This is a genomic window from Mesorhizobium sp. M4A.F.Ca.ET.022.05.2.1, from assembly GCF_003998845.1.
Lineage (GTDB): Bacteria > Pseudomonadota > Alphaproteobacteria > Rhizobiales > Rhizobiaceae > Mesorhizobium.
This window is the reverse complement of record NZ_RZOJ01000045.1, coordinates 1-26,315: the sequence shown is the minus strand read 5'-3', so window position 1 is coordinate 26,315 and position 26,315 is coordinate 1. Positions and strand designations below refer to the sequence as shown.

The window sequence follows — 26,315 nt, the reverse complement described above, 5'->3', positions numbered from 1 at the left end:
GTCATGATGGCGCGCACACCCGCGGCAATGGCCGCGTCGAAGCATCTCAAATTGGGTCTGAGATCCTCCAGCGAGGCAGTGACCGTGACAGTCGCGCTATCGTGCGGATCGACCGGCACATGGGGATGGCCAGGAAAGTGCTTTGCTGTTGCTGCGACGCCTTGGCTCTGTACGCCTCGGATGAATGCCGACGCGGCGCGACTGACGACGTCGCTATCCACGGAAAAAGTGCGGTCACGCAGCCACGCGTTGTTTCCGGTCACGAGGTCGACAACAGGTGCCAGGAAGAAGTTGATGCCGCAGGATCTCGCGGCGCGAGCGGCCTCAACGCCAAAGTGCTCGATCTCGGCCTCTTTCATCTCCAGCACCTCACGCGGATGAGGAAGCTGGGGTCCCAGGTCATGGAGGCGGTGGACCCCTCCCAGTTCGTAATCGATTGCGATCAGCACGTCGCCGGCAACCGCCCGCGCGTTGTCGTGGTAGTCCATGAGAAGCTGCCGTGTTTCCGTTCGCTTTCTTCCTGGCGACATGCGCCGCGCCACATATTCCTCGCGCGTCGATCCGAGGAGAGAAGCGACGCCACCGGCAGCGAAGAAAGATTTCGACGCTTCGGTGAACTCAACCTTGTCAAAGGCGGGCAGCAGTACTGCGTAAGCGTCGCGTGCGATCTCATCCACGTTGTTCAGTCCCTTTTTGTTCCGGCCCTCACGGCTTCGTTCGACTAAGAGATGAGCGCAACCGGCACCGGATTCACCGGACGATCGTTCACCGTTGTTGACATTTCGGCTACTTCAGGAACTGGGGAACGGAACCCAGGATTTTGACGCTGAAGACCTGATGCTGATCTCGGAAAGCAGAACGCCCCTCAAACCTTCGTAAATATCCGCGACCGGCACCGGGAGCGCTCCTCGCCAATTTGGGCCGGCTTCGAGCGCATTCGCATAGTCGTCGTACAGGACCGCAAGAGCCTCGAGGTAGCCCTCAGGAGAGCCCGCCGGCAGACTGGTCGCAAGTTTCGCGTCTGGGGATATGTCGGCATGGCCGCGCCGATAGGTCAGGTCGCTTTCGCCCAGGCGGAACATAGTGAGGGTCTCCGGTGCCTCTTGCCGCCATTCGAGGGTCGCTTTCGAGCCAACGATCTTGAAGCGCAGCCCGTTGCGGTGGCCCGGAGCGGCAAGTGAGGACCATAAAAGCCCGTTGGCGTTGCCCTCGAATTCCAACTGGATCACGTCAGTGTCATCCAGCCCGAAGGTATCAACGGTTCGCAGCAAGTTGGCGTTGAGTGCGGTGCACCGGAGTCCGGAAACGAATTCGAGGATGTTAAAGGCGTGTGTTCCGATATCCCCCAGCGCGCCGGTCGGTCCCGCCTTTACGGGGTCGCCGCGCCAAATGCCGCCCTTGCCCAGCTTCGAGGGGTCGTTGACCAGCCATTCGAGCAGATACTCCACATGCATGAAGCGAACCTGCCCGATTTCGCCTGCGCGGATGCGAGCGCGAGCATCGCGGACCATTGGATAGCCTGTATAGGTGTATGTCACGGCAAAGAACGTGTCGTTTGCGGCCGCGATGTGCTGGAGCTCGCGCGCTTGCTCTGATGAATGGACCAGCGGCTTTTCGCAGATGACGGGGATGCCCGCTTCGAGAAACGATTTGCACGGTTCGAAATGGAGATGGTTGGGCGTAACGATAATCGCAACTTCTATTGCATCATCGCGCGCCGCTTCCGTGGCTGCCATGTCACTGACACTGAAGTAGTTGCGGTCCGCAGCCACCCCCAGCGCCTCTCCAGCTTCAATGCTGGTTTGTCGATTGGACGAAAACACGCCTGCCACCAGTTCGAAACGATTGGTGAGCCGCATGGCAGTTCGATGCCTGCTTGCAAAGAAGGATCCTCGCCCTCCTCCCACCATACCCGCGCGAAGGCGAGGTTTGCGGGGGATGTCATCTGTCAGAAGGTTCATGAATATCCCTGCGCATTCATCTCCGGACCGGTCGGGAGACCGGTGCCGCACTCGCTCAATCCGACAGTCGGCTGCGCTGCGGAACGATTGAACGCATCCTTCCATTCGCTAAATCGAGCGACAAGTTCGCACGGCGCCAATGAGTGACGCACAGTGATGCGATCGGTGAGGCCGTCCGATCCGCCAGAAAATGGGAGCCGAGATCTTCATCACCGTCACCGCAACGGCGGAATGGAATCGCGGCAAGAACGCCGGGCGCCACAGAGAAGTCAACGCGCGCGCGTTCTGCCATTTGCCGCAGGCAGAAAGCGCGTCGGCAGGATCGACTAGTGGCGTCCCCGCAGGGAGTGCTCTATTCGTAGATCAGGCGCGATGCCGGTTCACGATGACATTGCAGCGTGAGGCTCTTGGGATTTATATCCGCTGCCTGAAACGAAGAAAGTCGCACATGATCGTCTCAAGGATTTTCGAATGATGCTTGCAGAAGAACGCCAGGCGATCATTCGCGATAGACTGGCCGAGCATGGCAAGGTCCTGGCCAACGCGCTGGCTCTTGAATTTCGTGTCTCTGAAGACACTGTGCGCCGCGACCTGCGCGATCTTGCCAGAGCCGGACTCTGCCGCAGGGTCTATGGCGGGGCGCTGGCAAGGGGATCGGGAGCCCAAGCCGGCCCCGAGCGGTTGAAGATCTCGGCCACGGATCTCGCGCCGGTGGTTGCTGCCGCAGCGAAGCTCATACAACCTAGCGCAACGATCATGATGGACCATGCACCCCTTTGCGTTGCCTTCGCCACCGCCTTACCCCGCGACATGTCGTTGACGATTGTGACAAATTCCCCACGCGTCGCGACTGCACTGGAAGGGCACCGTCAAGCGAGCGCAATTCTTTTGGGCGGCTCGTTCGACCAAGACAAAGGATGCACTCTTGGAACTGTCGCCCTTTCACAATTGGAGCAGTTCAACGCCGACATCTTCTTTGTTGCCGATTGCGCGGTCCATGCTTCCGTCGGCTTGACAGCATTTGACATCGCCGACGCCGAAATAAGACGTGTCATGTGCCGTCGAAGCGCGGCGCGGGTGGTTGTCGCCACGGCCGAGAGCGTAGCGAAAACCGCCCCCTTTCAAGTTTCGGGACCTGACGCGATCGATCATATTCTCGCTGGGCGCCAGCTTGATACCGACACCCTCGAACCATTTCGACGCCAAGGCACAGTTATCCACCGCATAGCCTGAGAACTGCGACAAAATTTTCGCAGCCGTCGGTCCGATGTTGCCGGATGACGGGTCGGTCAAGCCTAGGAGCCGACAAGATCCTGCATCAGGATTTTCATCTCGCGCGCCACATCGTAGCTGTCCATCTGATGCTGCTTGTTGCAGAACAGCTCGCAACTCCACCAGCTGTCGTAGCCGGTCGATTTCACCGCGGCCACCCATTCTCTGAGGTTCAATGCGCCCTTGCCCGTTTCGACGTCGCGAAGAACAGGCTCGTTGGGGATGCCGCCGGTGAACGGAAGAGAGTCACAAATGTGAACTCCGTAGATGAGGTCTTTGTCCAATTGTGAAATACGTTCCGGGCCATCGCCGGAGGTGTAGCAGTGCCAAAAATCAAGCACGAGGCGTATGTTGTCGCGCGCCGCCTTCCTTATTGTGAGAAGCTGCCTGTCAATGGTGTTGAGTGGCGTCCAGGACAGGGCCTCATGGTAGATAACTAGGTTCCGTTGGGCGGCAATGTCGGCAACGGCTGCCAGTCCGGACGCTGTGATGTCGACTTGCTCTTCAACCGGCAGCCCGACAACGCCTCGGTAGAGATCCGGGTACTTCGTGCTGGCCTCGGGATCGAGAGCCGCGAGACTGATTGGACCGGTGATGACCTGAATGCCCTTTGATCCAACCGAAGCGGCGAGTTCCGTCAACTCTTCTGCATCCTTCAGCAATGCCTTGCGGTCAGCGCCATGGCGTTCCACATCGAGAAGGAATCCAATGCCTGGAATGAAGGTGTCACCGACCAAGCGCCGCAGCTCCTGGGCGGTGAATCCGGCATCCAGAAAAGCGCGGATCTTCGCGCCAGAGGCTTCCAGCCCGTCGAAGCCGAGCTTGCGCGCAATATCCAGATCAAGGGCAAGCGTGCCGTATCGCGCCACGAGTGCATGCAGGATGATCTGGTTGCGCTTCGTCCTCATTGTTGGCCTCACGTTCGAATTCACCACCGGGTTCAGGCGCTATCCATCGTCGAATGCCAGATCCCTGCCCGGATCGAGACGGTTGGCGGTTCCTGACCTTTGCCAAGGCTTGCGCCGCGCCAAGCTGAGAGCTTACTCAGGTTGCTGATGGCCGCGACCGTAGCAAGCCGATTGCCCACATAAGCAATCAAGGCATATCGCTAGCCCAGGGGGAACTGCGCGCCCGCTCGAATTCGTACGCGACGTGTGGCTTCTGTCGCGTCACATTGCGCCCTGATGGCTGCCAATCGAAATGCCCTCCCCATCCGATTGACTTTCCCGGCTGCCGGAAACTGCCCGGTCCTTTATGCCGCAATACTTCTTTCTCAGTGCGTCACATCGCGTCGAATAAACCTACCCTGCGAACTTGTCGCGCGGCCCCAGATGACTGCTTACTAGGTGTATGGAGAGGAGCATATCCACAATCGCCTCGCCAACCAAAGACGAGAGGGTCGAACAATGAAACTGACCGGTGGGCAGATCGTCGCAAGAGCGCTCAAGGAATATGGCGTCGAATATGTGGCTGGCGTACCTGGACATGGCATCTGGGCCCTGTTCGATGCTTTTCTGGAGGACGGCTCGCAACTGCCCTTCATCCAGGTCATGCATGAACAGAGCGCCGTTCACATGGCGGACGGCTATTTCCGCGCCAGCGGCAAGCCCATGGCATGTTCCACGTCGGTCGGGCCCGGCGCTACCAATACGATCATTGGCCTTGCGACAGCCTATTGCGACTCGACTTCATTGTTCTATGTCTCGGGCTCGCCACAGACCTACATGCACGGCCACGGCACCATGCAGGAGATCGAACGCCAGCAGGACAACGCCTTTGCGCGCATCACCGAGCAGGTGACCAAGCGCGCCTGGCAGGCGCAATCCGTCGAGGTTCTGCCGACCATTATGCATCGTGCCTTCAACGAGATGCTCACCGGCCGTCCAGGCCCCGTGCACGTCGAGGTGCCGATGGACGTGCAGGTCGAGGCGGCGGACGTCAGCATTCATCCGTTGGACAAGCGCCTGCCGATCGGTTTGGCCTACCCGGACCCGAGCGCGATCGAAGCGGCGGTAAAGCTTCTATTGAACGCCGAACGGCCGGTCATCGTCGCCGGAGGCGGCGCCATCACGGCCAACGCTTCGAACGAATTGACGCGTTTGGCCGAACGGCTCGGCGCGGCGGTTTCGATCACCTGGAACGGCAAGGGCGCCATATCGGAAGATCATGAGCTCTTCATCGGCGCGGTCGGCCAGACTGGCACGACATGCGGCAACAAGATCACCGCGTCCGCTGACGTCGTGATCTCGGTAGGCTGCCGCTTCACAGATTGGTCGGCGTCCTCCTACGCCAAGGGCGTTTCGTTCTCGATCCCACCGGGCAAGCTCATCCACATTGATCTTGACCCGCGTGAGATCGGCAAAACCTATCCGACCGAGGTTGGCATCGTTTCAGACGCAAAGGTCGCGTTGGAGGCAATTCTGGCGTTGCTGTCGGAGGCCGATGCCAAGAAGGCTCTGGCGAAACGCGAGACGTTCCTAGCCGACGTCCAGAAGGCGAAGGCCGACTGGATCGCCCAGGTGTCGCCGCGCGAAAACAGCCGCGAAACGCCCTTCACATCGCAGCGCCCGCTGGTCGCTTTGCGCAAGGTCCTTGACCGCAATGGTATCGTGGTTGTCGGTTCGGGCAACACCCAGGGTTCGGTGAAGCAAAGCTTCCCGGTCTACGAGCCGCGTACCCATCTGACCTCCGGCTCCTATTCACCGATGGGCTGGGCGGTGCCGGCGGCGTTGGGCGCCAAGCTCGCATGCCCGGATCGTCAGGTCGTGGCGATCGTTGGCGACGGCGACTTCATGATGTCGCTGCCCGAAATGGGCACTGCCGTGATGAACGGCATCAATGTGGTGTTCCTCGTGTTGAACAACTCGGGCTACATGTCGATCCGCGGCGGTCAGCGCAAATTCATGGGCCGTCACATTGCTTCCGAATTTACCCATCACTCCGGCAATGGCCAGCCCTATTCGGCCGATATCACGGCTTCGGCGCGGGCGTTCGGGCTCGAGGCCTGGAAAGTCGAGAAGGATGAAGATCTCGAAAGTAGCCTGAAGGCAGCCTTGGAATGCGGCGGGCCTGCTCTCGTCGAAGTCATCGTGTCGCGTGACGCTGCGGGGCCGTTCGCCACCGGCTGGTGGGATTTCCCATCGCCAGCCTACTACGAAAAAGAGCAGGCCGCTTACGCCCAGATGCGTGCACGCGAACAGCACCTCTAGCAAATTGACGCGAGGGTAGGTCAAGCGCCGCCCTCGCACTTCGCCATCCACCACATTGATGATGCGGCGCGCAGGCGCCCGCAAATGAAGAGTTATTGCCATGATACGCACCGTCAAGCCCGCCCAAGGCAGTGTCGCAGACGATGGCCAGCCTGCAGTCACTGCGACAGTCCAGGCATTGCTGGCACAAGTCGAGAAAGGGGGCGACGCGGCAGTGCGCGAATTGTCCAACCGCTTCGACAAGTTCGACCGGGATAGCTATCGCCTGACCAAGGCCGAGATCGACGGATGCATCAACGCGTTGACAAAGCGCGAGCGCGAAGATCTCGATTTCGCCCAGGACCAGATACGCAAATTCGCCGAAGCCCAGCGCGCCACGCTTCGCGATCTAGAGATCGAGACGCTGCCGGGCGTGATATTGGGGCATAAGAACATACCGATCCAGAATGTCGGATGTTATGTCCCGGGTGGCAAATATCCGCTGCTCGCCTCCGCTCACATGACGGTGTTGACCGCCCGCGTGGCAGGGTGCGAACGCGTCATCACTTGCGCACCGCCATTTCAGGGCAAGATCGCCGAGAAGATTGTCGCCGCCCAAGCCCTTGCCGGTGCGGACGAGATTTATTGCCTTGGCGGTGTCCAGGCCATCGCGGCGATGGCCTACGGTACCGAGACGATCGCTCCTGTCGATATTCTGGCCGGTCCCGGCAATGCTTACGTCGCCGAGGCGAAGCGATTGCTGTTCGGCAAGGTCGGCATTGATCTCTTCGCGGGTCCGACCGAGACCCTAGTGGTTGCCGACGATAGCGTCGACGGTGAGATCGTGGCTACCGACCTGCTTGGCCAAGCGGAGCATGGTGTCAACTCTCCCGCCCTGCTGATCACCAATTCCGAGAAGCTCGCCCGTGACACGCTCGATGAGATCGAGCGGTTGCTCAAGATACTGCCAACCGCGGCAGTCGCCGCCAAGGCTTGGGAAGATTACGGCGAGATCATCCTGTGCGACACGCTCGATGAGATGGTGGCGGAGGCGGACCGGATCGCTTCCGAGCACGTACAGGTCATGACGCGTGATCCAGACTATTTCCTGGACAGAATGAGGAACTATGGCGCTCTGTTTCTGGGCGCCCGCACCAACGTGTCCTTCGGCGACAAAGTTATCGGGACCAACCACACGTTGCCTACGAACAAGGCGGCCCGATACACAGGCGGGCTATGGGTCGGCAAGTTCCTCAAAACCTGCACCTACCAGCGCATTGAGACGGATGAAGCATCCGCCCTGGTCGGCCAGTACAGCTCACGTCTCTGCATCATGGAGGGTTTTGCCGGCCACGCCGAGCAGTCCAACATCCGCGTTCGCCGCTTTGGCCGGCGCAACGTTCCATACGCATCGGCAGCCGAACCTTTCTGATGCGTGACCGCCCCGGTACGTGCCCGACAGGGTCGTGCCGGATCATCAAGCCACCAACGCAAGCAACAAGGGGAACTACAATGAAGCTCACCACCATCCTAGCCGCCTCGATCGCCTTCATGCCCGTCGCGGCGATGGCCGAAAGCAAGGGCAAGGTCGAAGGCATTCATCACTGGGTGTCCGAAAGCGAGGTCAAAGCGCTCAAGGTCATCACTGACAAACTGGCTTCCAAGGGTTACACCTGGGAAGATAGCGCGGTGGGCGGTCTCAGTGGCGCCAACGCGCTGCAGGCTCTGCGCACCCGTCTTGCCGCAGGGAACCCGCCGGCAACGATGCAGTTCCTTGGCTACGAAGGGCTCGACTGGGGCAAGCAGGGCGTCCTGCGCTCTCTCAACGACCTCTACACCAAGAACGGCTGGGACAAGGCACTCGCCCCGCAGCTGCTCGCCTTCGTCAAAAACGGAGACGATTTCATTTCCGTCCCGATCAACATGCACAGGCAGAACTGGCTTTGGGCGAACAAGGCCGTTTTCGATAAGGCCGGCGTCAAAGAACCGAAGTCGTGGGACGAGTTGATCGCCGACGGCGACAAGCTGCGGGCCGCAGGTGTGATCCCGCTCGCAATGGGCGACGAGAGCTGGCAGATCGTTGAGGTCTTCGAGGCTATCCTGGTGGATGTGAACGGCCCCGAGTTCTACAAGAAGGCAGTGATCGACCTGGATGAGGGCGCCCTCTCCAGTCCCGAGATGATCGCGACGTTCGACAAGTTGAGGAAGGTCCGCGGGCTTGTCGATGACGGCTTCACTGGACGTGACTGGGCCGTTGCAACGGGGATGGTCGCGGATGGCAAGGCCGCAATGCAGGTCATGGGTGACTGGGCCAAGGGTGAGTTCCTCGCCAAAGGCCTGAAGCCGGGCGTCGACTTCCTTTGTTTCCCCACGCCGACCGATAAGCCCAATTTCAAGTTCGTGATCGATGCCTTCGGCATGTTCAAAGTCGATGATGCTGTGACCACGGCTGGCCAGGACGCTTGGGCGGAATCGATCATGGATCCCGAGGTGCAAAAGCAGTTCAACCTGTTCAAGGGTTCGATCCCTGCTCGCTCAGACGTTCCAGTCGACAGTTTCGATGACTGCGCGAAGCGCAGCTATGCCGATCGCGAGGCGGCAGTGAAGAGCGGCGCGATGCTCGGCGGTCTGACGGACGGCTTTGCCGCTCAGCCCCAATTCGCTGGCGTCTTCACCGACGTCGTCGGCAAGTTCTTCGTCACCGACATGTCGTCCAAGGACGCCGTTCAGGCTCTAGTCGATGGGATCAGCAACGCTCGCTGACCACGTTCAGACCAAACCTGCCGGGAAATATCCCGGCAGGTCATTGTCTTCTAACCTCAGTCGGCAATAGGGAGGCTTGGTCGGTACAATGTCACTCAAGAATAAATTGGACCTATGGCTGCCAAGACTCGTCCTGTCGCCTAGCCTGCTGGCCGTTCTGATCGCTGTCTATCTCTTCATAGTTTGGACAGCGTGGATTTCGGTCTCCTCATCCCAGATGGTGCCGAAGTTCGACTTCGTCGGGCTCGAGCAGTACGCCCGTTTGTGGTCAACCCCACGCTGGCATACTGCTGTTGCCAACCTCTTCATCTTTACGGCGCTGTTCCTAGCCATCACGATCGCGCTCGGCTTGTTCCTGGCCATTCTTCTGGATCAGAAGGTGCGCGCCGAGGGATTCCTGCGAGCCGTCTACCTCTATCCTATGGCCTTGTCGTTCATTGTCACGGGCACAGCCTGGAAGTGGATCTTGAACCCGGACCTCGGCCTGCAGAAGGTGATCAACGAGCTCGGCTGGACGGGCTTCGTCTTCGACTGGATCACGCAACCCAGCTTTGCAATCTACTGCGTGGTGATCGCGGCGGTCTGGCAATCGACCGGGTTCGCGATGGCCATATTCCTTGCCGGGCTGCGGGCGATCGATACTTCGATCATCAAGGCCGCCCAGATCGAGGGAGCCAGCCTGCCGCGAATCTATCTCAGCGTCATAGTGCCGATGCTGCGCCCGGCCTTTCTGAGCGTGATCGTCCTCTTGAGTTATATTTCGATCAAGAGCTTCGACCTGGTGCTAGCCCTGACAAATGCCGGGCCTGGCAGCGCCACCGAGATGCCCTCCACCTTCATGTTTGCGGCAACCTTCAGGCGCAACCAGATGGGCGTCGGTGCCGCCAGCGCCATCATGATGCTGATGACGGTCGCGGCAATCATCGTTCCCTACCTCTATTCGGAACTGAGGGAGGACCGCAATGGACACTGAAGCACGTTCGGCGCGCCGTTCACACCAGGTTGGCCGCCTTTTCATATATGGCTCACTAATCGCGCTCGCCGCCTTCTACCTGATGCCGCTTTGGGTGATGATCGTCACCTCGCTCAAGTCGCTGGATGAAATTTATGGCGGCTCCTTCATCGGGATGCCCCAGGCGGTCACCTTCGAAGCTTGGAACAAGGCGTGGCAGGAGGCCTGCATTGGCACGGCCTGCACTGGACTGCGGCCCTACTTCATCAATTCCATCCTTATGGTCGTGCCCGCTGTCATCTTGTCCACGGGGATAGGCGCGATAAACGGCTATATTCTCACGAAGTGGCGTTTCGTAGGCGCGAACGCCATATTCGGATTGTTGCTGTTCGGCTGCTTTCTGCCGTTCCAGGCCGTCATCCTGCCCATGGCGCAACTGCTGGGTCGCCTGCACCTTTCGGGCACCATTCCCGGTCTCGTGCTGGTTCACACCGTATACGGTATCAGCTTCACGACCCTGTTCTTCCGAAACTATTTCATCACCATCCCGGACGAATTGACCCGCGCGGCGCAGATCGACGGAGCCGGGTTCTTCCGGATCTTCTTTTCGGTGATGTTGCCGACCGCGCTCCCCATCATCGTGGTCTCCTGCATTTGGCAATTCACGCAAATCTGGAACGACTTTCTTTTCGGCGTGTCGTTCACGGCAGGGCAGTCATCGCCGATCACCGTGGCGCTCAACAACATCGTCAACGTGACGATGGGGCGCAAGCAATACAATGTCGACATGGCGGCCGCCATGATTGCCGCCATTCCCACTCTCTTCGTCTACGTCGTCGCTGGACGCTACTTCGTGCGCGGTCTGACCGCCGGCGCCGTGAAAGGCTGATGCCATGTCAACGCTTGAAATCGATCGTGCCCGCAAGCTCTATGGTGAACTGGAAGTCCTGAAGGAGGTCAGCATCTCCATTGGCACCGGCGACTTCCTGGTGCTGCTCGGACCTTCGGGTTGCGGGAAGTCCACGCTGCTCAACATGATCGCCGGCCTCGAGAACATCTCAGGTGGAGAAATCCGCATCGCCGGCAAGGTGGTCAACGACCTGTCACCGAAAGACAGGGATATCGCCATGGTGTTCCAGTCCTATGCCCTATACCCGACGATGACGGTGCGCCAGAACATCGAGTTCGGCATGAAGATCCGCGGCGTGTCGCAAGCCGAGCGGGACAAGGCGGTCAAGACCGCGGCAGACTTGCTCCAGATGACGCATCTTTTGGACAGGAAGCCCTCGCAGCTTTCTGGCGGCCAGCGCCAGCGCGTGGCAATGGGGCGCGCGATCGTGCGCCAACCCAAACTGTTCCTGTTCGACGAACCTTTGTCCAACCTGGACGCCAAGTTGCGCGTCGACATGCGAACCGAGATCAAGCGTCTTCATGCAAGATTGGGAACCACGATCGTATACGTCACGCATGACCAGATCGAGGCAATGACGCTCGCCACTCGCGTGGCCGTGATGAAAGACGGTGTTGTTCAGCACCTCGACGATCCGCAGTCTGTCTACGACCGGCCGGCGAACGTATATGTGGCCAAGTTCGTCGGGTCGCCCTCCATGAACATCATTCCGGCGAGGCTTGACGTGGAAGACGGCCGGCCGGCCGCTGTGATCGACATCCCAGGCGCGGCGGCGGCCCGCCTCTCGGGCATTCCTTTGTCTTCACAAGCGGCAGCCAAATACGCTGGGCGCAATATCCTGGTCGGCATCCGTCCGGAGTTGTTCAGCGTCGCCGGCGCGCAAGCCGCGCAGACGGTCGCGGTAAACATCGACGTTGTCGAGCCTACCGGCCCCGATACGCTTGCCCTGTTCCAGGCAGGCGGGGTCGAGGTTACGGCCCGGGTGCCGCCAAGGGCTGTGGCAGCCCGCGCTTCGGCGACCCTCGCGGTCGATACTGGCAAGATCGTGCTGTTCGATGCCGACAATGAGCAACGCATAGACTGAGGCATCGACGTGGATCAAACAGCTGACATCGTCATCATCGGGTCGGGCGTAGGAGGCGCTTCCCTGGCCTACAGCCTGGCCGGCACCGGCAGGCGCATCGTGATTCTGGAACGTGGCGAGCACCTGCGCGACGCGCCCCAGGCACGCGATGACCGGGCGATATTTCTCGAGGGCTTCTACCGTTCGACCGAAGAGTGGCTCGGCGACGATGGGCAGGCTTTCCTGCCCGGCAATTACTACTATGTCGGAGGCAATTCCAAGTTCTTCGGCGCAGTCATGTACCGCTACAGGCTCGAGGATTTCTCGCCTCGCCCCCATATGGACGGCGCCTCGCCTGGATGGCCGATCACCTACGAGGAGCTCGAGCCATGGTATGAGCGAGCCGAGGCGATTTTCAAGGTGCGGGGTGACCCCTCGCAGGATCCCACCGAGCCGCCGCGCACCAGTCCTTACCGTTTTCCGCCGGTACCCGACGAGCCGGCCATAGCGGCCGTGCGCGCTCGCTTGAAAGAGGCGGGGATCCACCCATCCAGCCTTCCTCTGGCTATCGACATCAATGAGTGGCTTCGCCGCGCCAAGACCGGTTGGGATGCGTTTCCCAATACGGGTTCCGGCAAGATCGATGCCGAGGTTGGACCACTGACTGCGGCGTTGAATAGCGACAGCGTTAGTCTCGTCACCGGGGCCAATGTCGTGCGGCTGGAAACCGATCCAACGGGTCGCAAGGTGACTGCGGCAGTGTTTTTGAAGGATGGTGTTGAGCGGCGGATCAGCGCTGGCATCTTCGCCGTTGCGGCTGGCGCGGTCCAGAGCGCGGCACTCTTGCTGCGCTCGGCGAATGCCGCGCATCCGCGCGGGCTGGCCAACGGCTCCGACCAACTCGGCCGCAACTTCATGAACCACAACACCACCGCAATGCTGGCGCTCGATCCGCGCTCGGCTAACACGTCGGTTTATCAGAAGACCCTGGCATTCAACGACTTCTACAATGCCGATCCGGAAACCGGTCTCCCGCTTGGCAACGTGCAATTGCTTGGACATATCACGGGCAACATCCTCAAGGCGAACGCGCCCTTGCTGCCACGCTGGCTGGCGGGGCTGATAGCCCGCAATTGCTATGGCTGGTTCTTGACCAGCGAGGACCTGCCCAATCCAGAGAGCCGGGTCACGGTGCAGAATGATCGCATCGTCATGCATTGGGTCCGCAGCAACATGCGAGCGCACGAGCTGCTGATCCGCCGGACGCGAGGTGTGATGCGGCGAGCGGGCTTCCCCATAGTTCTTACTCGAACTTTCGGCAGAAAGACGACTTCGCACCAATGCGGCACTGCCCGACTTGGAAACAGTGCTCAGACATCGGTTGTGTCGCCTGAGTGCCGCTCTCACGAAATCGAAAACCTCTATGTAGCGGATGCCTCGATCCTTCCGACATCGGCGGCTGTCAACCCGGCACTGACGATCGCAGCGCTCGCCATTAAGGCCGGAGCCGCCATCAGCCGGTCGTGAGGGATCAAATCTCACGGCATTGTCGAACACTCGGGTCTGCTTTCGTGACGCCAAGAGTCTTGTCTGAGGGAACTTTGCAGCCATGCTTGCCGACCGCATCGAGACGGATCTGATCGGTCCACTAGCTATTCCGGGCCACGTGCTTTACGGCGTGCATACCCGCCGGGCAGAACAGAACTTCGATGTCTCTGGGCTGCGGCTCAAGGATTTTCCCGAGCTCATCCAGTCGATGGCGATGGTGAAAAAGTCTGCTGGTCTTGCTAACATGGAACTTGGACTGCTCTCGGCTGAAAAGGCGCAGGCCATCTCAGACGCGTGCGACGAACTCATCGAACTGAGGGGGATCGAAGAGAACTTCCCAGTCGACATGATGCAGGGCGGGGCCGGTACCTCGACTAACATGAACATTAACGAGGTTGTGACGAACCTGGCCCTGATCAAGCTCGGCGCCAAAGTGGGCGACTACGCCAAGCTCCACCCCAACGATGACGTAAACCTCTCCCAATCGACAAACGATGTGTATCCTACCGCAATCCGCCTGACGGTTTTGCGGGCCTGCGACGGGCTTGTATCGGCACAAGCCAACTTGCGCGACGCCTTTCGCGCAAAGGCGCTCCAACACGCCAACGCGCTCAAGGTCGGCCGGACTCAGCTTCAGGATGCTGTGCCCATGACAGTCGGGCAAGAGTTCGAAGCTTTTGCGGAACTCATCGATGAGGACATTGTCCAACTCCAGTCGGCCGCGAGATTGTTGCTGGAAATCAACCTAGGCGGGTCGGCGATCGGCACCTCGATCAACGTGCCGCGCGAGTTCCCTGACATCGCTTGCACTCATCTGTCTCAGATATCAGGCATTCAACTTATTGCTGCCCGCAACTTCATCGAGGCAACGTCGGACACGGGCGGCTTCGTTTCCTTTTCAGGCATGCTGAAGCGAATTGCAGTCAAGCTGACCAAGATCTGCAACGATCTGCGCCTACTTAGCAGCGGGCCGCTCGGCGGCTTGGGTGAAGTCCGCCTGCCACCCGTCCAGGCCGGCTCATCGATCATGCCGGGCAAGATCAATCCAGTGATTCCCGAGATGATGAATCAGCTGAGCTTCCAGGTGATTGGCAACGACCTTACCGTGACGCTGGCCGCAAGCGCGGGCCAGCTTCAGTTGAATGCAATGGAACCGGTGATCGTATTGAACATCCTTCAATCGATGCGATTGCTGACGAGAGGAATGCGGATTTTGAAAGAGCGCTGCGTGGACGGGATCGAAGTCGATGTCGATCGTTGCAGAGCGTTGCTTGATCAATCCCTCGTTCTGGCAACGCCCTTGGCAAAGCTGATCGGCTACGGCAAAGCGGCTGAATTGTCCAAGCGCGCCTTGGCAGGGAAGAGGACCTTACGCCAAGTCGTTGAAGAAGCGGGGGTTCTGCTTCCCGACCAGGTCGAGCAGATTTTTGGCAACAGCGCCGAGTTCGCGGGTCTTCTGGCCGCCTCTTCGGCTTGAGATCGGAGAATTGGTCTCAGAAGTGCCTGCAACTGGCACCCGGGTCGTTGGCGGCGTGCGGCGCCTTCGTTGCCCTGCCCGCGGATACGGAAGAAACCGAAGGGCAGACATGCGCACCGGCCCTCGCCCGCCTTCACCATCCTGTTGCAGACGATCCGCGAGGCGGCTCGGCACAACGCCTGGCGATCCGACTAGCCGCTCGAGTTTCGCTAACCCAGTGGTTAATAAAACACCGTAAAAGCTTTGCGGAGAGAGCGAACTGGAATTCGCCGTTAGCGTCCGCCCGGCCTCCCTTCAGTCTTATACGGGACGGCGCGCCACGGTTCCTAAGCCCCAGAACTGGGGACGCCACCGTCAACGTTCCGATAATCGAGACGATCTTCTGAAGCCTCGAAAGGACGGTTCGATCTTCGGGAGGACCTATCCTAGGCAGCGGAAATCCACCCGTCGACCGGCCCCTACAACATCAGAACCCACGTCCCTTGACGTACTTCGCACGCAAATCGCCGAGATAGGCGGGGACGGTGATATCCCACCATCCAGTAACGTGCATGTTTGAGTAGGGGCGCTCGATAGCGCATATCGCGTCGATCACGTAAGGCTTGCCGGATGCCAAAGCACGCTCGATCGCCGGACCGATCTCGGCGGCATCGACAACACGCTCCCCTTCGCACCCAAGGGATTTCGCCACGCCGGCGATATCCGCCATCCATTTCTGGCCGTCCGGCGTTTTGAAGTTGGTGATGATCTCACGGTCCTCACCAAACATATTGAGCTGCAAATTGCGGATCGCACCCCAACCACCATTGTTGATGACTAGGAAGATTACCGGCGTGCCAAGCATCGCTGCGGTCGCCAGCTCAGTGCCGGTTTGCAGGAAAGCGCCGTCGCCGAAAACCGCGCAGACCGGGGCTTCAGGCTTGCCGAGCTTGGCTCCAATGGCGGCGGGAAGTGCAAAGCCGATGCCTGACATGCCGCCTGGCGTAATGTGCTGGCGCGGACCGTAAACCGGAAATTCGTTGAAGACCTGGTTCTGCGGGTTTGAGGAATCTGTAACGACGATCGTGTCGCGGGGCAGCGCTTTGCGCGCCTCGACCAGGACTTGCGAGGCCGTCATCGGCTGAACGTTCGCGGTCCGCAGCGGCCTTAGGAACTCTTCCCACTCTACCTTGCGCTGTTCAAGTTCCTTGAACTGTTGGCTGGATCTGTAGTCGCGCTGCTGGCCCTTGGCCTTGAGTTCCGCCAGGATGGCGCCGAGGACCGCCCTGGCATCGCCGAGGATCCCCACCTCCACCGGATAGTTCTTGCCGACCTCAAAGCCGTCTAAATCGACCTGGATCAGCTTGGTTTTCGGAATGTCGAAGGTGATCCCTTGCTTGTAAGAGGAGGTGATGCGGTCCGAGAAGCGACAACCGATCGCCAGCAGCACGTCGGCCGATCGTGTCATGGCATTTCCAGGTATCGAGCCCAGATCACCGCAGGCGCACGCGAACAGCTCATGATCCTCCGGGAACGCGCCCTTTCCCATGAAGGATGTCGTAACCGGCGCGCCCAAAAACTCCGCGATTGCCTTGAGCTCTTCCGTTGCCTCGGCCTGAATAACGCCACCGCCGGCCAGCAGTACGGGGCGTTCGGCCGTCAACAGCAGTTCCACGGCGCGCGTGATATATGCCGGGTCGCCAAACAGACGCGCGCCGGTCCGACGCTTGGTTCCGTCGTCGAGCGTGACGTTGGCGGATTCGGCCTGGACATCCTGTGGTACGTTCAGCAACACCGGGCCCTTTCGACCCTCAAGCATGGCGTTGAACGCCTGTTCCATCATGTTCGGAATCTGCTCGACATGGCTTGGATTGAACCAGCGTTTCACGACCGGCTCAGCCATGCGTGGGAAATTGTCGGAGTGCGGGCGGTCAAGTTCCTGCAGCACCCCCCGGCCCATCATGTAGGTATGGACACCGCCTGTGATGACCAACTGCGGCAGCGAATCGGCAAAGGCAGTGGCTATACCAGTCAGCGTGTTGGTGGCGCCTGGTCCGATCGAGGTTACGACGGCTGCTACTTTGCCGGACGAGCGATAGAATCCGTCCGCCATGTGCGAGGCATTTTGCTCGTGCATGGCCGGCAACAGCTGAATCTCTTCCTTCCGGTCCACGAAGGCGTCTATCAGTGCCGTGTCGCCGTGGCCCGGTATGCCAAAGACGTGCGTTACACCTTCGCGTATCAGATGGTCGACAATGATCTCGCCGCCGGTCATTTCGCGCGCGACGGGTTTGCCGTTAACATTTTTGTCGTGCTTCATCGGTTTCCTCCAATTACTTGGCGTCAGCAGCGGGTGAGCTGCCGTCGCAATTCATGTTCCGCTTGCGGTAGGGGCGTACCCGCATGTCCGGCTGCTCGGCGTGACCCGAGAACCTTCCATGGTGCAAGCCGAGAAGCATACCTCTCAAGAGTCGCGAACGCCGCGTCGGCTAAGAGCTTCTAAACGGTGCAAGGCAGATGAATTTGCCCACCCACAACACGCCAGCGTGGCGAGCGGGCAGCATCGCTGGCAGCGTATGGTCTGTGCCAACTACTTTGCCCCCTAGGGAGACCCGCGCCTCCGCTGACTTGATATCTCTGCTCATTCACGGCTCCGCATCTACCCGGCGGCTTGCAAGCTCTCGGCCGGCACGCCCGCTATCCAGGCTGCTGCACACTGGGCCAGCGCCTCTCGCAGGACAATTTCGCAGGACCCCGATACTAGACGCAGACTGACGCATACGGCTGCTTCTCATCGAGACGCGGGTTTGGGTCGAGCGCAAAAGGCCGTCCTATAGCTGCAGGCGGCGCGAGGATTTTTGGTAGCAATCGAAACCTAGTTGGCGGCTAGGCCAAGTCGGTGGCCAGGATGTGATCTGCGGCACGCAGCGCTTGCGCGGCAATCGTCAGGGCAGGGTTCACTGCCGCCGACGACGGGAAGAAAGAGGCATCAACGACAAAAAGGTTCTGCTGATCCCAAGCTCGACAATACGGGTCAAGCGCCGAGCTGCCAGGATCATCGCCCATCCGCACCGTGCCGCATTGGTGGCCGGTCGCATGTTTGACCAGCGATTTCGTCACGACGATTGGGTAGCCTGCGCCCCGAAGGGCCTTCTTCATGCGGCGGACCAGTTCCCTATGGCCATCCAAGTTGTTGAGGGTGACAGCCAGTTTGATTTGACCATCGACAATGGTCACGCGGTTGTCGGGATCCGGTAGATCTTCCGAAAGACCGATCCAGTCCATGCCGTGCCGAGCCATGCGGTCACCCAGCGCACGCGGCAGATAGGGCACGTTTGCGGTCAACATGCCGCCCTGCAGCTTTCCAAGCATCTGCATTTGCCCCATGGGCCACCTGAATGCCTCATCGCCGAAGTACCAGTCGTTAATGGCCAGAGTTTTCTGAAACACGGTCTCGTTTATGCGATGCGACAAAGCCATCAAAGCCGTCTGGTTGTGAACCATATAGTGGCGACCAACGACCCCGGAGCGGTTGGCTACGCCTGCGACTGCGGCGGAATCGGCCGATCTAAGCAGAAGTGCTGCGCTGTTGACGGCGTTGCAGGAAACCACAAACAACGGCGCTGACAGCTGCTTGCGTTCGCCTGCGTGTTCGATTTCGATGCGCGAGATCCGCTTCCCATCGGGGGTGAGTAGGAGGCGCCGCGCAAACGCTCGCGTCATGAGATCGACGCGGCCGGTCTTCAAGGCCGGCTCGACCCCGCATGTCTCAGCGTCGTTCTTCTGAGCAATCTTGCAGGGGAACCCGTCACAGGTATTGCACAAAATGCAGCTTCCCGCCGCGCCTGAATTTACGGCCAATGGCAATGACGATGGCGACAGGCCGTGGCTACGAAAAGACTCCGCCATCTTTTCGACCGCTGGCTCTGATCGCACGGCGGCATATGGGAACGGAGCGGCGCCTCGCGGCGAGGTACGATCGAAGCGATCGTCACCGTGGACCCGGAAGATGCGCTCGGCCTGGTCGTAGTACGGCGCCAAGTCACCGTACCGGTAGGGCCATGCCGGCGATACGCCGCGACGATGCTCGATTGCCTCGAAATCGCGCTCCCGCAGGCGGAACATCGCGCCGCCGTAGAATTTCGTCGAGCCGCCGACATTGTAATACATACCAGGATCGAAGGGCTTTCCGCGTTTATCAAACCAGGTGTCTTTTGCTTTGTACTTCTTGCGAAAGAAGACTGCGTCGACACTCCAGTTGTCGGTTTCGCGCGGCACGAAGTCGCCGCGTTCCAGCATCAGAACACGAGCGCCTTTCTCCGACAGTCGGCGCGCGACGACGCCACCGCCAACTCCACTGCCAACAATGATAGCATCGTAGTCCTTCATGATCCGTCCAATGCTTGATGAGTGGAGACCGAGATTGATCGTTGCGGCCACAGCATTTCGGTACCAGACGGTCAGCCAGAATCGGGCCGCCCAACCTTTTCCTGGAGCAGCTTAAGCTCGATCGCGAATAGGCTTGCCAGCGCCAAAATCGGCGACCGCTATATGTTCCGCAACCCGCAGGGCCTGCGCCGCAATCGTAAGCGCGGGATTAACTGCCCCAGAGCTTGGCATGAACGAGGCGTCGACTACGAACAGATTGCTGTGATCCCAAGACCGGCAATGAGGGTCCAGCGCCGAAGTGGCTGGATCAGCGCCCATGCGGATCGTGCCGCATTGTGCCGCCGTGAAGTTGACGGGGAGCGTCTTTGCCAAGATCAGGGGAAAGCCAACATCACGAAGGATGGATTTGACCCGTCTGTTGAGACGGCGATGGCATTCCATGTTGCTGGCCTGCACGGAAATCTGCACACTACCATTCCTCAGCATGACGCGGTTGCCCGGCTGTGGCAGGTCTTCTGATGTGGTCAGTATGTCGAAACTGCGCCGGGTCAAGGCCCGTGCCACAGGCGATGGCAAAAACTTGGTGCCGGCGACGAGCATGCCGGATTGTAGTTTGCCCAGTGTCTGCACATTGCCCATCGGGTATGGATAACCCGGCTCTCCATCGTAGAAATCATTGAAAGCTAGCGTCTTCTGGAATTTCGTTGGATTGAGCCGGCCCGAGATAGCCATCATGGTTGTCAGGTTGTGGGTCATATAGTGACGTCCAACCACATCCGAACTGTTGGCAAGTCCGTTCGGGAAAGACTCCGTCGCGGAACGCATGAGGATCAACGCCGAATTGACCGCACCGGCCGACAGCACAACGGTTCGTGCCGTGACGACCTTGATCTCTCCCTCATGATACACCTCAACGGCATTAACGGTGCGGCCGTCGGCCGCAAGCAGAAGACGCCTGACGAACGCATCAGTCCACAGCTCCACGCGACCGGTTCCGATAGCCGGTTCCACACAACGAGTTTCGGCGTCATTCTTGCCACCGACTGAGCAGGGGAAACCATCGCACGTCGCGCAGCGCACGCATTTGCCACCGGGGTGCAAGTCGACAGCCACGGGCAATGGGAACGGATGGACGCCAGTGCCCCTCAATCTCTTCTCGACGCTGGCGACATATGGCTCAGATCCGACGGGGGGATATGGTAGCGGCGCGGAGCGCGGCGGCTCCCAAGGATCTTGCGAGGGGTCACCATGAACGCCGAAAAGCCTCTCGGCGTCGGCATAGAAGGGCTCAAGCTCCTTGTAAGGGAAAGGCCAAGCCGGTGACAGGCCTTCTTCGTGCTCGACGGCCTCGAAATCGCGGCTGCGGAGCCGCATCATCACTGTGCCGAAGAACTTCGTAGAACCACCGACATTATACCAACTGGACGGGCGGAACGTCTTGCCACTCCGATCCTGCCAAACCTCTAGCGGGCTGTACTTCTTCTGGCGAAAGACCTTTTCCACGTCCCAGTTATCAGGCTCGCGTGGCAGCGAACCACCACGCTCCAGCAAGAGCACCCTGAGACCGATATCGGCTAGCCGCTTCGTCAGCGCACCACCGCCGGCCCCACTGCCGATAACGATGACATCCGGTAAAATCCGACTCATCTGCATTGTCTCGATTCAATCCTGCGCGGCGTCAGAAGCCGGAAGCGAACTCCCGCTGTGGCTTTGAAGCCACCGCGCGGAGGGTGTGGTTGCCGACGTTGCCAAGATGGTTTCCACCCCGCGGCTTCACCAGCAATCTCGCATTGGCAAGATCTCTGGCGCCAAGTGATGCACGATAGCTCGACTGGACGCGTCGAATTTGATTTTGGCCGCAGGACATCTGTTGATCGCGCTACCCACGGACGCCGTCCGGCTGGTTTAGGATAATGTCGGCACCTTTCATCGCAATCATGGCGGTCGGCGTGTTGGTATTTCCAGAAACGATCAACGGCATGACCGAGGCGTCGATGACCCGCAGGCCATCAAGACCGATGACGCGAAGCGAAGCGTCAACAACCGCATCATGATCAGAGGTCCTCCCCATCTTGGCAGTCCCGACCGGGTGAAAGATCGTGGTGCCGATGTCGCCGGCCGCTTTGGCCAACGCCTGCGCCTCCTCGCCGACGGAGGGGCCAGGTAGGTATTCTTCCGGCTGGAGATGACGCAGGGCATTTTGTTTCATCAGGCGTCGTGTCACGCGGATAGCATCCGCGGCGACCTGGCGGTCCTCCTCGGTGCTCAGATAGTTAGGCCTGATCACCGGCGCCGCTGTCGGATCGGCTGAGCTCACCACGACAGTTCCTCGAGAGGTCGGGCGCAGGTTGCAGGCTGCCACGGTGATCGCCGAGAAGCGATGCAGGGGCTCGCCGAATTTGTCCAAGGAGAGCGGCTGGACGTGGAATTCGATGTTGGCGCGCTGCTGGGTCGGATCGGATTGCGTGAAGATGCCGAGCTGCGATGGCGCCATGGTAAGCGGTCCACGGCGGCGGATGGCGTAATCGAGACCCATCAATCCCCGGCGAAACAGCGAGGGGTAGATGTCGTTTAGCGTTTGGGCACCCTTGACCTTGTATATTGCCCGTTGCTGTAGATGGTCTTGAAGATTGCGGCCAATGCCTTGGCGATCGACAACACAATCGATGCCGGCCTTCTGCAGCCATTCCCCGGGGCCTATGCCTGAGCGATGCAGTATCTGCACGGAACCGATGGCGCCAGCGCTGAGGATGACCTCGCCCTTTGCGCGCGCGGTTTCGACGGTGCCGTTTTCCCTTCTAAATCTGATCCCTGTGACGCGCTTAGCCGAGATCTCCAGCTTGTCGACGACTACGCCCGTAACAACGGTAAGGTTGGACCTGCCGAGCACCGGTTTGAGGAAACCCCTTGCCGAGGACCAGCGGCGGCCGCGCCTCTGGTTGACATGGAAATAGCCGGTGCCAACATTGTCACCGGTGTTAAAATCGTCAGTACGTGGTATGCCCATTTCGACAGCCGCCTGGCGGACAGCGTCAAGGATCGGCCATGATATCCGCGGCGCTTCGACCCGAAAGCCGCCGCCGGTGCCGTGGTATGGTCCCGCACCCAGAAAATGGTCCTCGATACGGCGAAACACCGGGAGGACATCGCTCCATCCCCATCCCGGGAGGCCGAGATCGCGCCAGCCATCATAATCAGCGGCTTGGCCGCGCATGGCAATCATCGCGTTGATCGCCGAAGACCCACCAATCACTTTGCCGCGCGGATACGCGAGGCTTCGGCCGTTCAGCCCGGCTTCCGCCTCGGTCCGGAACATCCAGTCGGAGCGTGGGTTTCCGATCGCAAAGAGATACCCCACGGGAATATGGAACCAGATCCAGTTATCGCGCCCGCCGGCCTCCAGCAAAAGCACCCGGTTTGATGGATTCGCCGATAAGCGGTTGGCAAGGATGCAACCGGCCGTGCCTGCGCCGACAACCACGTAGTCATAGGCTTCTTGCAACTGGTTTTTCTCCTATTCGGCAGTTTGAAGCCTGTTTCAAGCGCTCTTTGGGTGCAGCTCGATCGCCATCCAGACGCAGTCCTCGTCTGTCCAGCCGCGGTGCCATGGATAGGTGTAGTGTCGCGCATCAGCGACCCTGACGATGGGATCGTGTGTGTCGCCCGGCGCCGTCGAAATCTCGCGATAAAGATCCTTGCCCGCCTGGTCGTGGAAAATCTGGATCCTCCCCAGTCCGAAGATCTGGGTGTGAATTTCCAGGAACGAATGGGTGTTGTGGATTACGGCATCGGTCTTGGCTGGTGCCCACCAGAGATTGAGCTGGATATCATAATGTACCGTCTCGTCACGCGGTTCCGGGTGATTGGAAAACCGCCACGGGTTGAGGACGACATGACCGACTACATCGTGCTTGGAGATGAAAAGTGGGGTAGTGCGCGGGAACTCGGCCATGCGATTGCCGAACCAGTCCCAGCCATCGAACATGACACCGCCGAGGTTCGTCGCGTCCGGCACGTCGACGATTGATACTCTTTCCGCTCTTGCGATCGTACCGCCTCGCAGAATGGTCGATTTCCACGGCGGAACCACAGCCGGAATTTCGCCGTCGACGATCATCGCTTCATTGGACAGGTTTGTCACCACGCCGTGAGCCACATAACCTCGTACTGTCTCGACGAGGGAGGCCTGAATATACTTGCCGTCGAAGGACAAACGGCGGCCTCGATTCTCTTCAGTCATGTCATGCTCCAGGAGGCGAGAGTTGGCTGATGACCCAAACACCGAAGTTGCGCACCGGCGTCAGCGACCCGATATGCCGCGCTGCCGCCAGTAGTGATTGGTCGGTCCGTTGAATCGAAGCTCCGGTCAGACTGCTTCACCTCCGCCTCGCTCTCAATTTCGCAGTTTGGCAATACATGGCGCAACCTGACGCGTTTGCCGCTTGATCCTGATGCGGCCGCCATCAACCGCGCTCAGCGCAGGTCTTCCGTGTATCAGCTGCCGTGGAGATGCCCAGGTAGCGCGGGCCCGCCACTCCAGCGCAACCAACGTCTAACTGCGTCAGAAAGAGTGGAAGTGCGAAATTGCCAATGAGGGGAATGCCCGATGACCTTGCCACACCGATGCGGTTCCGATCAGCCGCTAGGCATTGGGGGATTTTGCCGTGACCTTATTTCCAAAGAATTGGTTTTCAGGATGGCGATCTTGGGCATCGAGGCCAATTTAGCGGATGCTGTGAGGTTTCCCAGGCTGGTTACCGCCGGCAAGCTCTGCAGCTATCTGCGCCGAGCATCTGTGTCGACCACAAATGCGTCCGGCGACTGCCATTGGAATCGAGAGGCACGGCGAGCATGAACCGGCTCTGATGGCTGCCTGCTCAAAAAGCCGCTCAACTGTCGTGAAGTTGCTCGCATCGACGAGAAAGAATTCTCGGGCATGCGCGGGACAATATGTTCGGCATCACCGCGGCAACCTCTCTCGCTGGCCAAGATGGCCAAGGAGTAACGCGGTGGGCCCTGTGTCGCAGACCTTTCTGCATGGGAGTTCCTTATTGGCAATGCAACGCACAGCTGATTTCATCATCGTTGGCGGCGGGTCCTCGGGCTGCGTCTTGGCTTCACGCCTCAGCGAAGACCCTAATGTCTCGGTGCTGCTTCTCGAGGAGGGGCCCAGCGACCGCAGCCCCTGGATCCATCTACCCGTCACCTACTACAAGACTGGCCAGGGTAGCTTGGTCGGGCGCTATCAATGGACGCCGAAGATTGGTCACACGGGCGATCCGAACCCCACAATGGTTCAGGCTCGGGTCCTGGGTGGCGGCAGCTCCGTTAACGCCATGGTCTATCTGCGGGGTCAGCCGCGAGACTATGACCAGTGGCAAGCGGCAGGGGCCGACAACTGGGGTTGGAAGGACGTTCTTCCCTATTTCAAAAAATGCGAATCCAACGACCGGTTCGCCAACGAACTGCATGGCACCGAAGGCCCGCTGCCGGTATCCGACCAAGAATATACGCATCCAATGAGCCGCATCTGGGTGCAGGCATGCCAGCAGGCGGGTTTGCCCTACAACCCCGACTTCAACTCTGGAGAGCAGGAGGGGTGTGGCTTCTATCAAATCAATTCGCGGAACGGCCGCCGCGGCAGCACAGCCGTCAGTTATCTGAAACCAGCCCGCAAGCGCAAAAATCTCCAAGTGCAAACCAATGCGAAGGTGCTTCGAATCGTCTTCAACGGCCACCGCGCCGTGGGTATAGAGGTCCAGTTCAAGCGCAGCCGAGCCGTATTATATGCTGCTCGGGAGATCATCGTAACGGCAGGCGCAATAAACACCCCGAAACTGCTGATGCTTTCCGGACTGGGCAATGCCGATGATCTCAAGCGGCATGACGTCGATTTGATCAAGCATTTGCCAGGCGTCGGCCAAAATCTGCAAGATCACATCGAGGTTTCTATTATTCACGAGGTGAATGGCCCCTTCAGCTACGACAAATACAAAAAACCACATTGGCAGGCGATCGCCGGGTTGGAGTACCTGCTTTTTCGGAGGGGGCCCTGCACTGCCAATGTCGTTGAGGGTGGCGCCTTCTTCCGCTCTTCCTTGAACGAGGACCGACCGGACCTGCAGTGTTGTTTCATGCCCGGCGCGGGCGTGGAAGAAGGAGTCGATACCGTCCCAGGAGGCAACGGAACGACACTCAATATCTGCCAGACAAGGCCAAAGTCGGTTGGATGGATCGGACTTCGCAACAACAATCCCTCCAGCCCACCTTACATTATGCCGAACTACCTTCTTGAAGACTACGATGTCGAGGTGATGTACGAGGGTGTTGAATTCGGCCGAGATATAATGTCACAACCAGTAATATCAAAGTATTTGAGGCGAGAGTACGCGCCTGGAACGTCGCGAACGCGAAAGGATGTGGAGGCCTACGTTCGCAAGCAGGCCCATGCGGCATTACATCCAATGGGAACCTGCAAGATCGGTCGCGACGAGATGGCCGTCGTCGATAGCGACTTGAAGGTACACGGGATTGAGGGCCTAAGGGTATGCGACAATTCCGTCGGGCCCAACCTGGTGTCATGCAACACCAACGGCGTCGCGATCATGATCGCCGAAAAGGGAGCGGACCACATTCGGCGAGAACATGGCCTCACGTCTAGCCGCTAGTTTGAGCATTGACGGTTTCCTTTGGGCCGCGCCAACTGGGTTACTTTGGCTGGAACGTGTCAGAAATCTCGCGTCTACTTTCGCCTTCCGCTTCCGGCGCCTCCAGTTTGCGGGGTGAAGTAGCGCCCGAGCGATTTGCACCTGT

Annotated in this window: 18 protein-coding genes; 10 read left to right on the top strand and 8 right to left on the bottom strand. The window is 59.5% G+C overall.

Going from position 1 to position 26,315, the window contains the following annotated elements; translation table 11 throughout:
• Together EN745_RS08080 and EN745_RS08075 are read right to left on the bottom strand one after the other, a co-directional pair.
• Positions 1-677: glycoside hydrolase family 3 N-terminal domain-containing protein (locus EN745_RS08080; RefSeq protein ID WP_145991992.1), on the bottom strand; the 677-nt coding region annotated here is incomplete at its 3' end.
• Positions 678-791: 114 nt separating this feature from the next.
• A complete protein-coding gene (locus tag EN745_RS08075; RefSeq protein WP_127420962.1) occupies positions 792-1,961 on the bottom strand; it encodes a Gfo/Idh/MocA family oxidoreductase in 1,170 nt (389 codons plus the stop codon).
• Positions 1,962-2,432: 471 nt separating this feature from the next.
• Here EN745_RS08075 and EN745_RS08065 point away from each other — a divergent pair, with 471 nt between their 5' ends.
• The gene (locus EN745_RS08065) at positions 2,433-3,194 is read left to right on the top strand and encodes a DeoR/GlpR family DNA-binding transcription regulator (protein ID WP_127420960.1); all 762 of its coding nucleotides are present in this window, start codon (positions 2,433-2,435) and stop codon (positions 3,192-3,194) included.
• A 62-nt stretch (positions 3,195-3,256) separates the two neighbouring features.
• Here EN745_RS08065 and EN745_RS08060 read toward each other — a convergent pair whose 3' ends face one another.
• Positions 3,257-4,141 carry a sugar phosphate isomerase/epimerase family protein gene (locus EN745_RS08060; RefSeq protein WP_127420959.1) on the bottom strand — a complete coding sequence of 295 codons (885 nt, stop codon included), beginning with the start codon at positions 4,139-4,141 and terminating at the stop codon, positions 3,257-3,259.
• Positions 4,142-4,639: 498 nt separating this feature from the next.
• Between EN745_RS08060 and EN745_RS08055 the strand changes: the two genes are divergently transcribed.
• The 8 genes from EN745_RS08055 (at position 4,640) to EN745_RS08020 (ending at position 15,134) form a co-directional block, all read left to right on the top strand.
• Complete coding sequence (locus EN745_RS08055) at positions 4,640-6,442, top strand: thiamine pyrophosphate-binding protein (protein WP_127420958.1); 1,803 nt, start codon at positions 4,640-4,642, stop codon at positions 6,440-6,442.
• Positions 6,443-6,542: 100 nt separating this feature from the next.
• Positions 6,543-7,853, top strand: a complete 1,311-nt coding sequence (hisD, locus tag EN745_RS08050; RefSeq protein ID WP_127420957.1) for a histidinol dehydrogenase — start codon at positions 6,543-6,545, stop codon at positions 7,851-7,853.
• 119 nt (positions 7,854-7,972) lie between these two features.
• Positions 7,973-9,184, top strand: coding sequence for an ABC transporter substrate-binding protein (locus tag EN745_RS08045; protein WP_245487665.1), 1,212 nt, complete (start codon positions 7,973-7,975; stop codon positions 9,182-9,184).
• Positions 9,185-9,272: 88 nt separating this feature from the next.
• On the top strand, positions 9,273-10,157 hold the full coding sequence (locus tag EN745_RS08040) for a sugar ABC transporter permease (RefSeq protein ID WP_127420965.1): 885 nt from the start codon (positions 9,273-9,275) through the stop codon (positions 10,155-10,157).
• The gene (locus EN745_RS08035; protein ID WP_127420955.1) at positions 10,147-11,025 is read left to right on the top strand and encodes a carbohydrate ABC transporter permease; all 879 of its coding nucleotides are present in this window, start codon (positions 10,147-10,149) and stop codon (positions 11,023-11,025) included. The genes EN745_RS08040 and EN745_RS08035 overlap by 11 nt, the downstream gene beginning before the upstream one ends.
• 4 nt (positions 11,026-11,029) lie before the next feature.
• Positions 11,030-12,130: a sn-glycerol-3-phosphate ABC transporter ATP-binding protein UgpC gene (gene ugpC, locus EN745_RS08030; RefSeq protein WP_127420954.1), complete on the top strand. Its 1,101-nt coding sequence runs from the start codon at positions 11,030-11,032 to the stop codon at positions 12,128-12,130.
• A gap of 9 nt (positions 12,131-12,139) precedes the next feature.
• On the top strand, positions 12,140-13,636 hold the full coding sequence (locus EN745_RS08025) for a GMC family oxidoreductase (RefSeq protein ID WP_127420953.1): 1,497 nt from the start codon (positions 12,140-12,142) through the stop codon (positions 13,634-13,636).
• Positions 13,637-13,718: 82 nt separating this feature from the next.
• Positions 13,719-15,134 (top strand): aspartate ammonia-lyase, encoded by a 1,416-nt coding sequence (locus EN745_RS08020; protein ID WP_127420952.1) that lies wholly within the window; start codon positions 13,719-13,721, stop codon positions 15,132-15,134.
• Between the two features lie 466 nt (positions 15,135-15,600).
• On the opposite strand, the gene EN745_RS08015 is transcribed toward EN745_RS08020, so the two are convergent.
• From EN745_RS08015 to EN745_RS07995, 5 genes are all read right to left on the bottom strand, one after another.
• On the bottom strand, positions 15,601-17,433 hold the full coding sequence (locus tag EN745_RS08015; protein ID WP_210213738.1) for a thiamine pyrophosphate-binding protein: 1,833 nt from the start codon (positions 17,431-17,433) through the stop codon (positions 15,601-15,603).
• Between the two features lie 566 nt (positions 17,434-17,999).
• On the bottom strand, positions 18,000-19,502 hold the full coding sequence (locus EN745_RS08010) for a GMC family oxidoreductase (protein ID WP_127420951.1): 1,503 nt from the start codon (positions 19,500-19,502) through the stop codon (positions 18,000-18,002).
• Between the two features lie 111 nt (positions 19,503-19,613).
• On the bottom strand, positions 19,614-21,155 hold the full coding sequence (locus EN745_RS08005; protein ID WP_127420950.1) for a GMC family oxidoreductase: 1,542 nt from the start codon (positions 21,153-21,155) through the stop codon (positions 19,614-19,616).
• A gap of 226 nt (positions 21,156-21,381) precedes the next feature.
• Positions 21,382-23,004 carry a GMC family oxidoreductase N-terminal domain-containing protein gene (locus EN745_RS08000; protein ID WP_127420949.1) on the bottom strand — a complete coding sequence of 541 codons (1,623 nt, stop codon included), beginning with the start codon at positions 23,002-23,004 and terminating at the stop codon, positions 21,382-21,384.
• Positions 23,005-23,040: 36 nt separating this feature from the next.
• Complete coding sequence (locus tag EN745_RS07995; protein ID WP_127420948.1) at positions 23,041-23,742, bottom strand: hypothetical protein; 702 nt, start codon at positions 23,740-23,742, stop codon at positions 23,041-23,043.
• A gap of 778 nt (positions 23,743-24,520) precedes the next feature.
• On the opposite strand from EN745_RS07995, the gene EN745_RS07990 reads away from it, so the two are divergent.
• Positions 24,521-26,170 (top strand): GMC family oxidoreductase N-terminal domain-containing protein, encoded by a 1,650-nt coding sequence (locus EN745_RS07990; protein ID WP_348630943.1) that lies wholly within the window; start codon positions 24,521-24,523, stop codon positions 26,168-26,170.
• Positions 26,171-26,315: the final 145 nt, after the last annotated feature.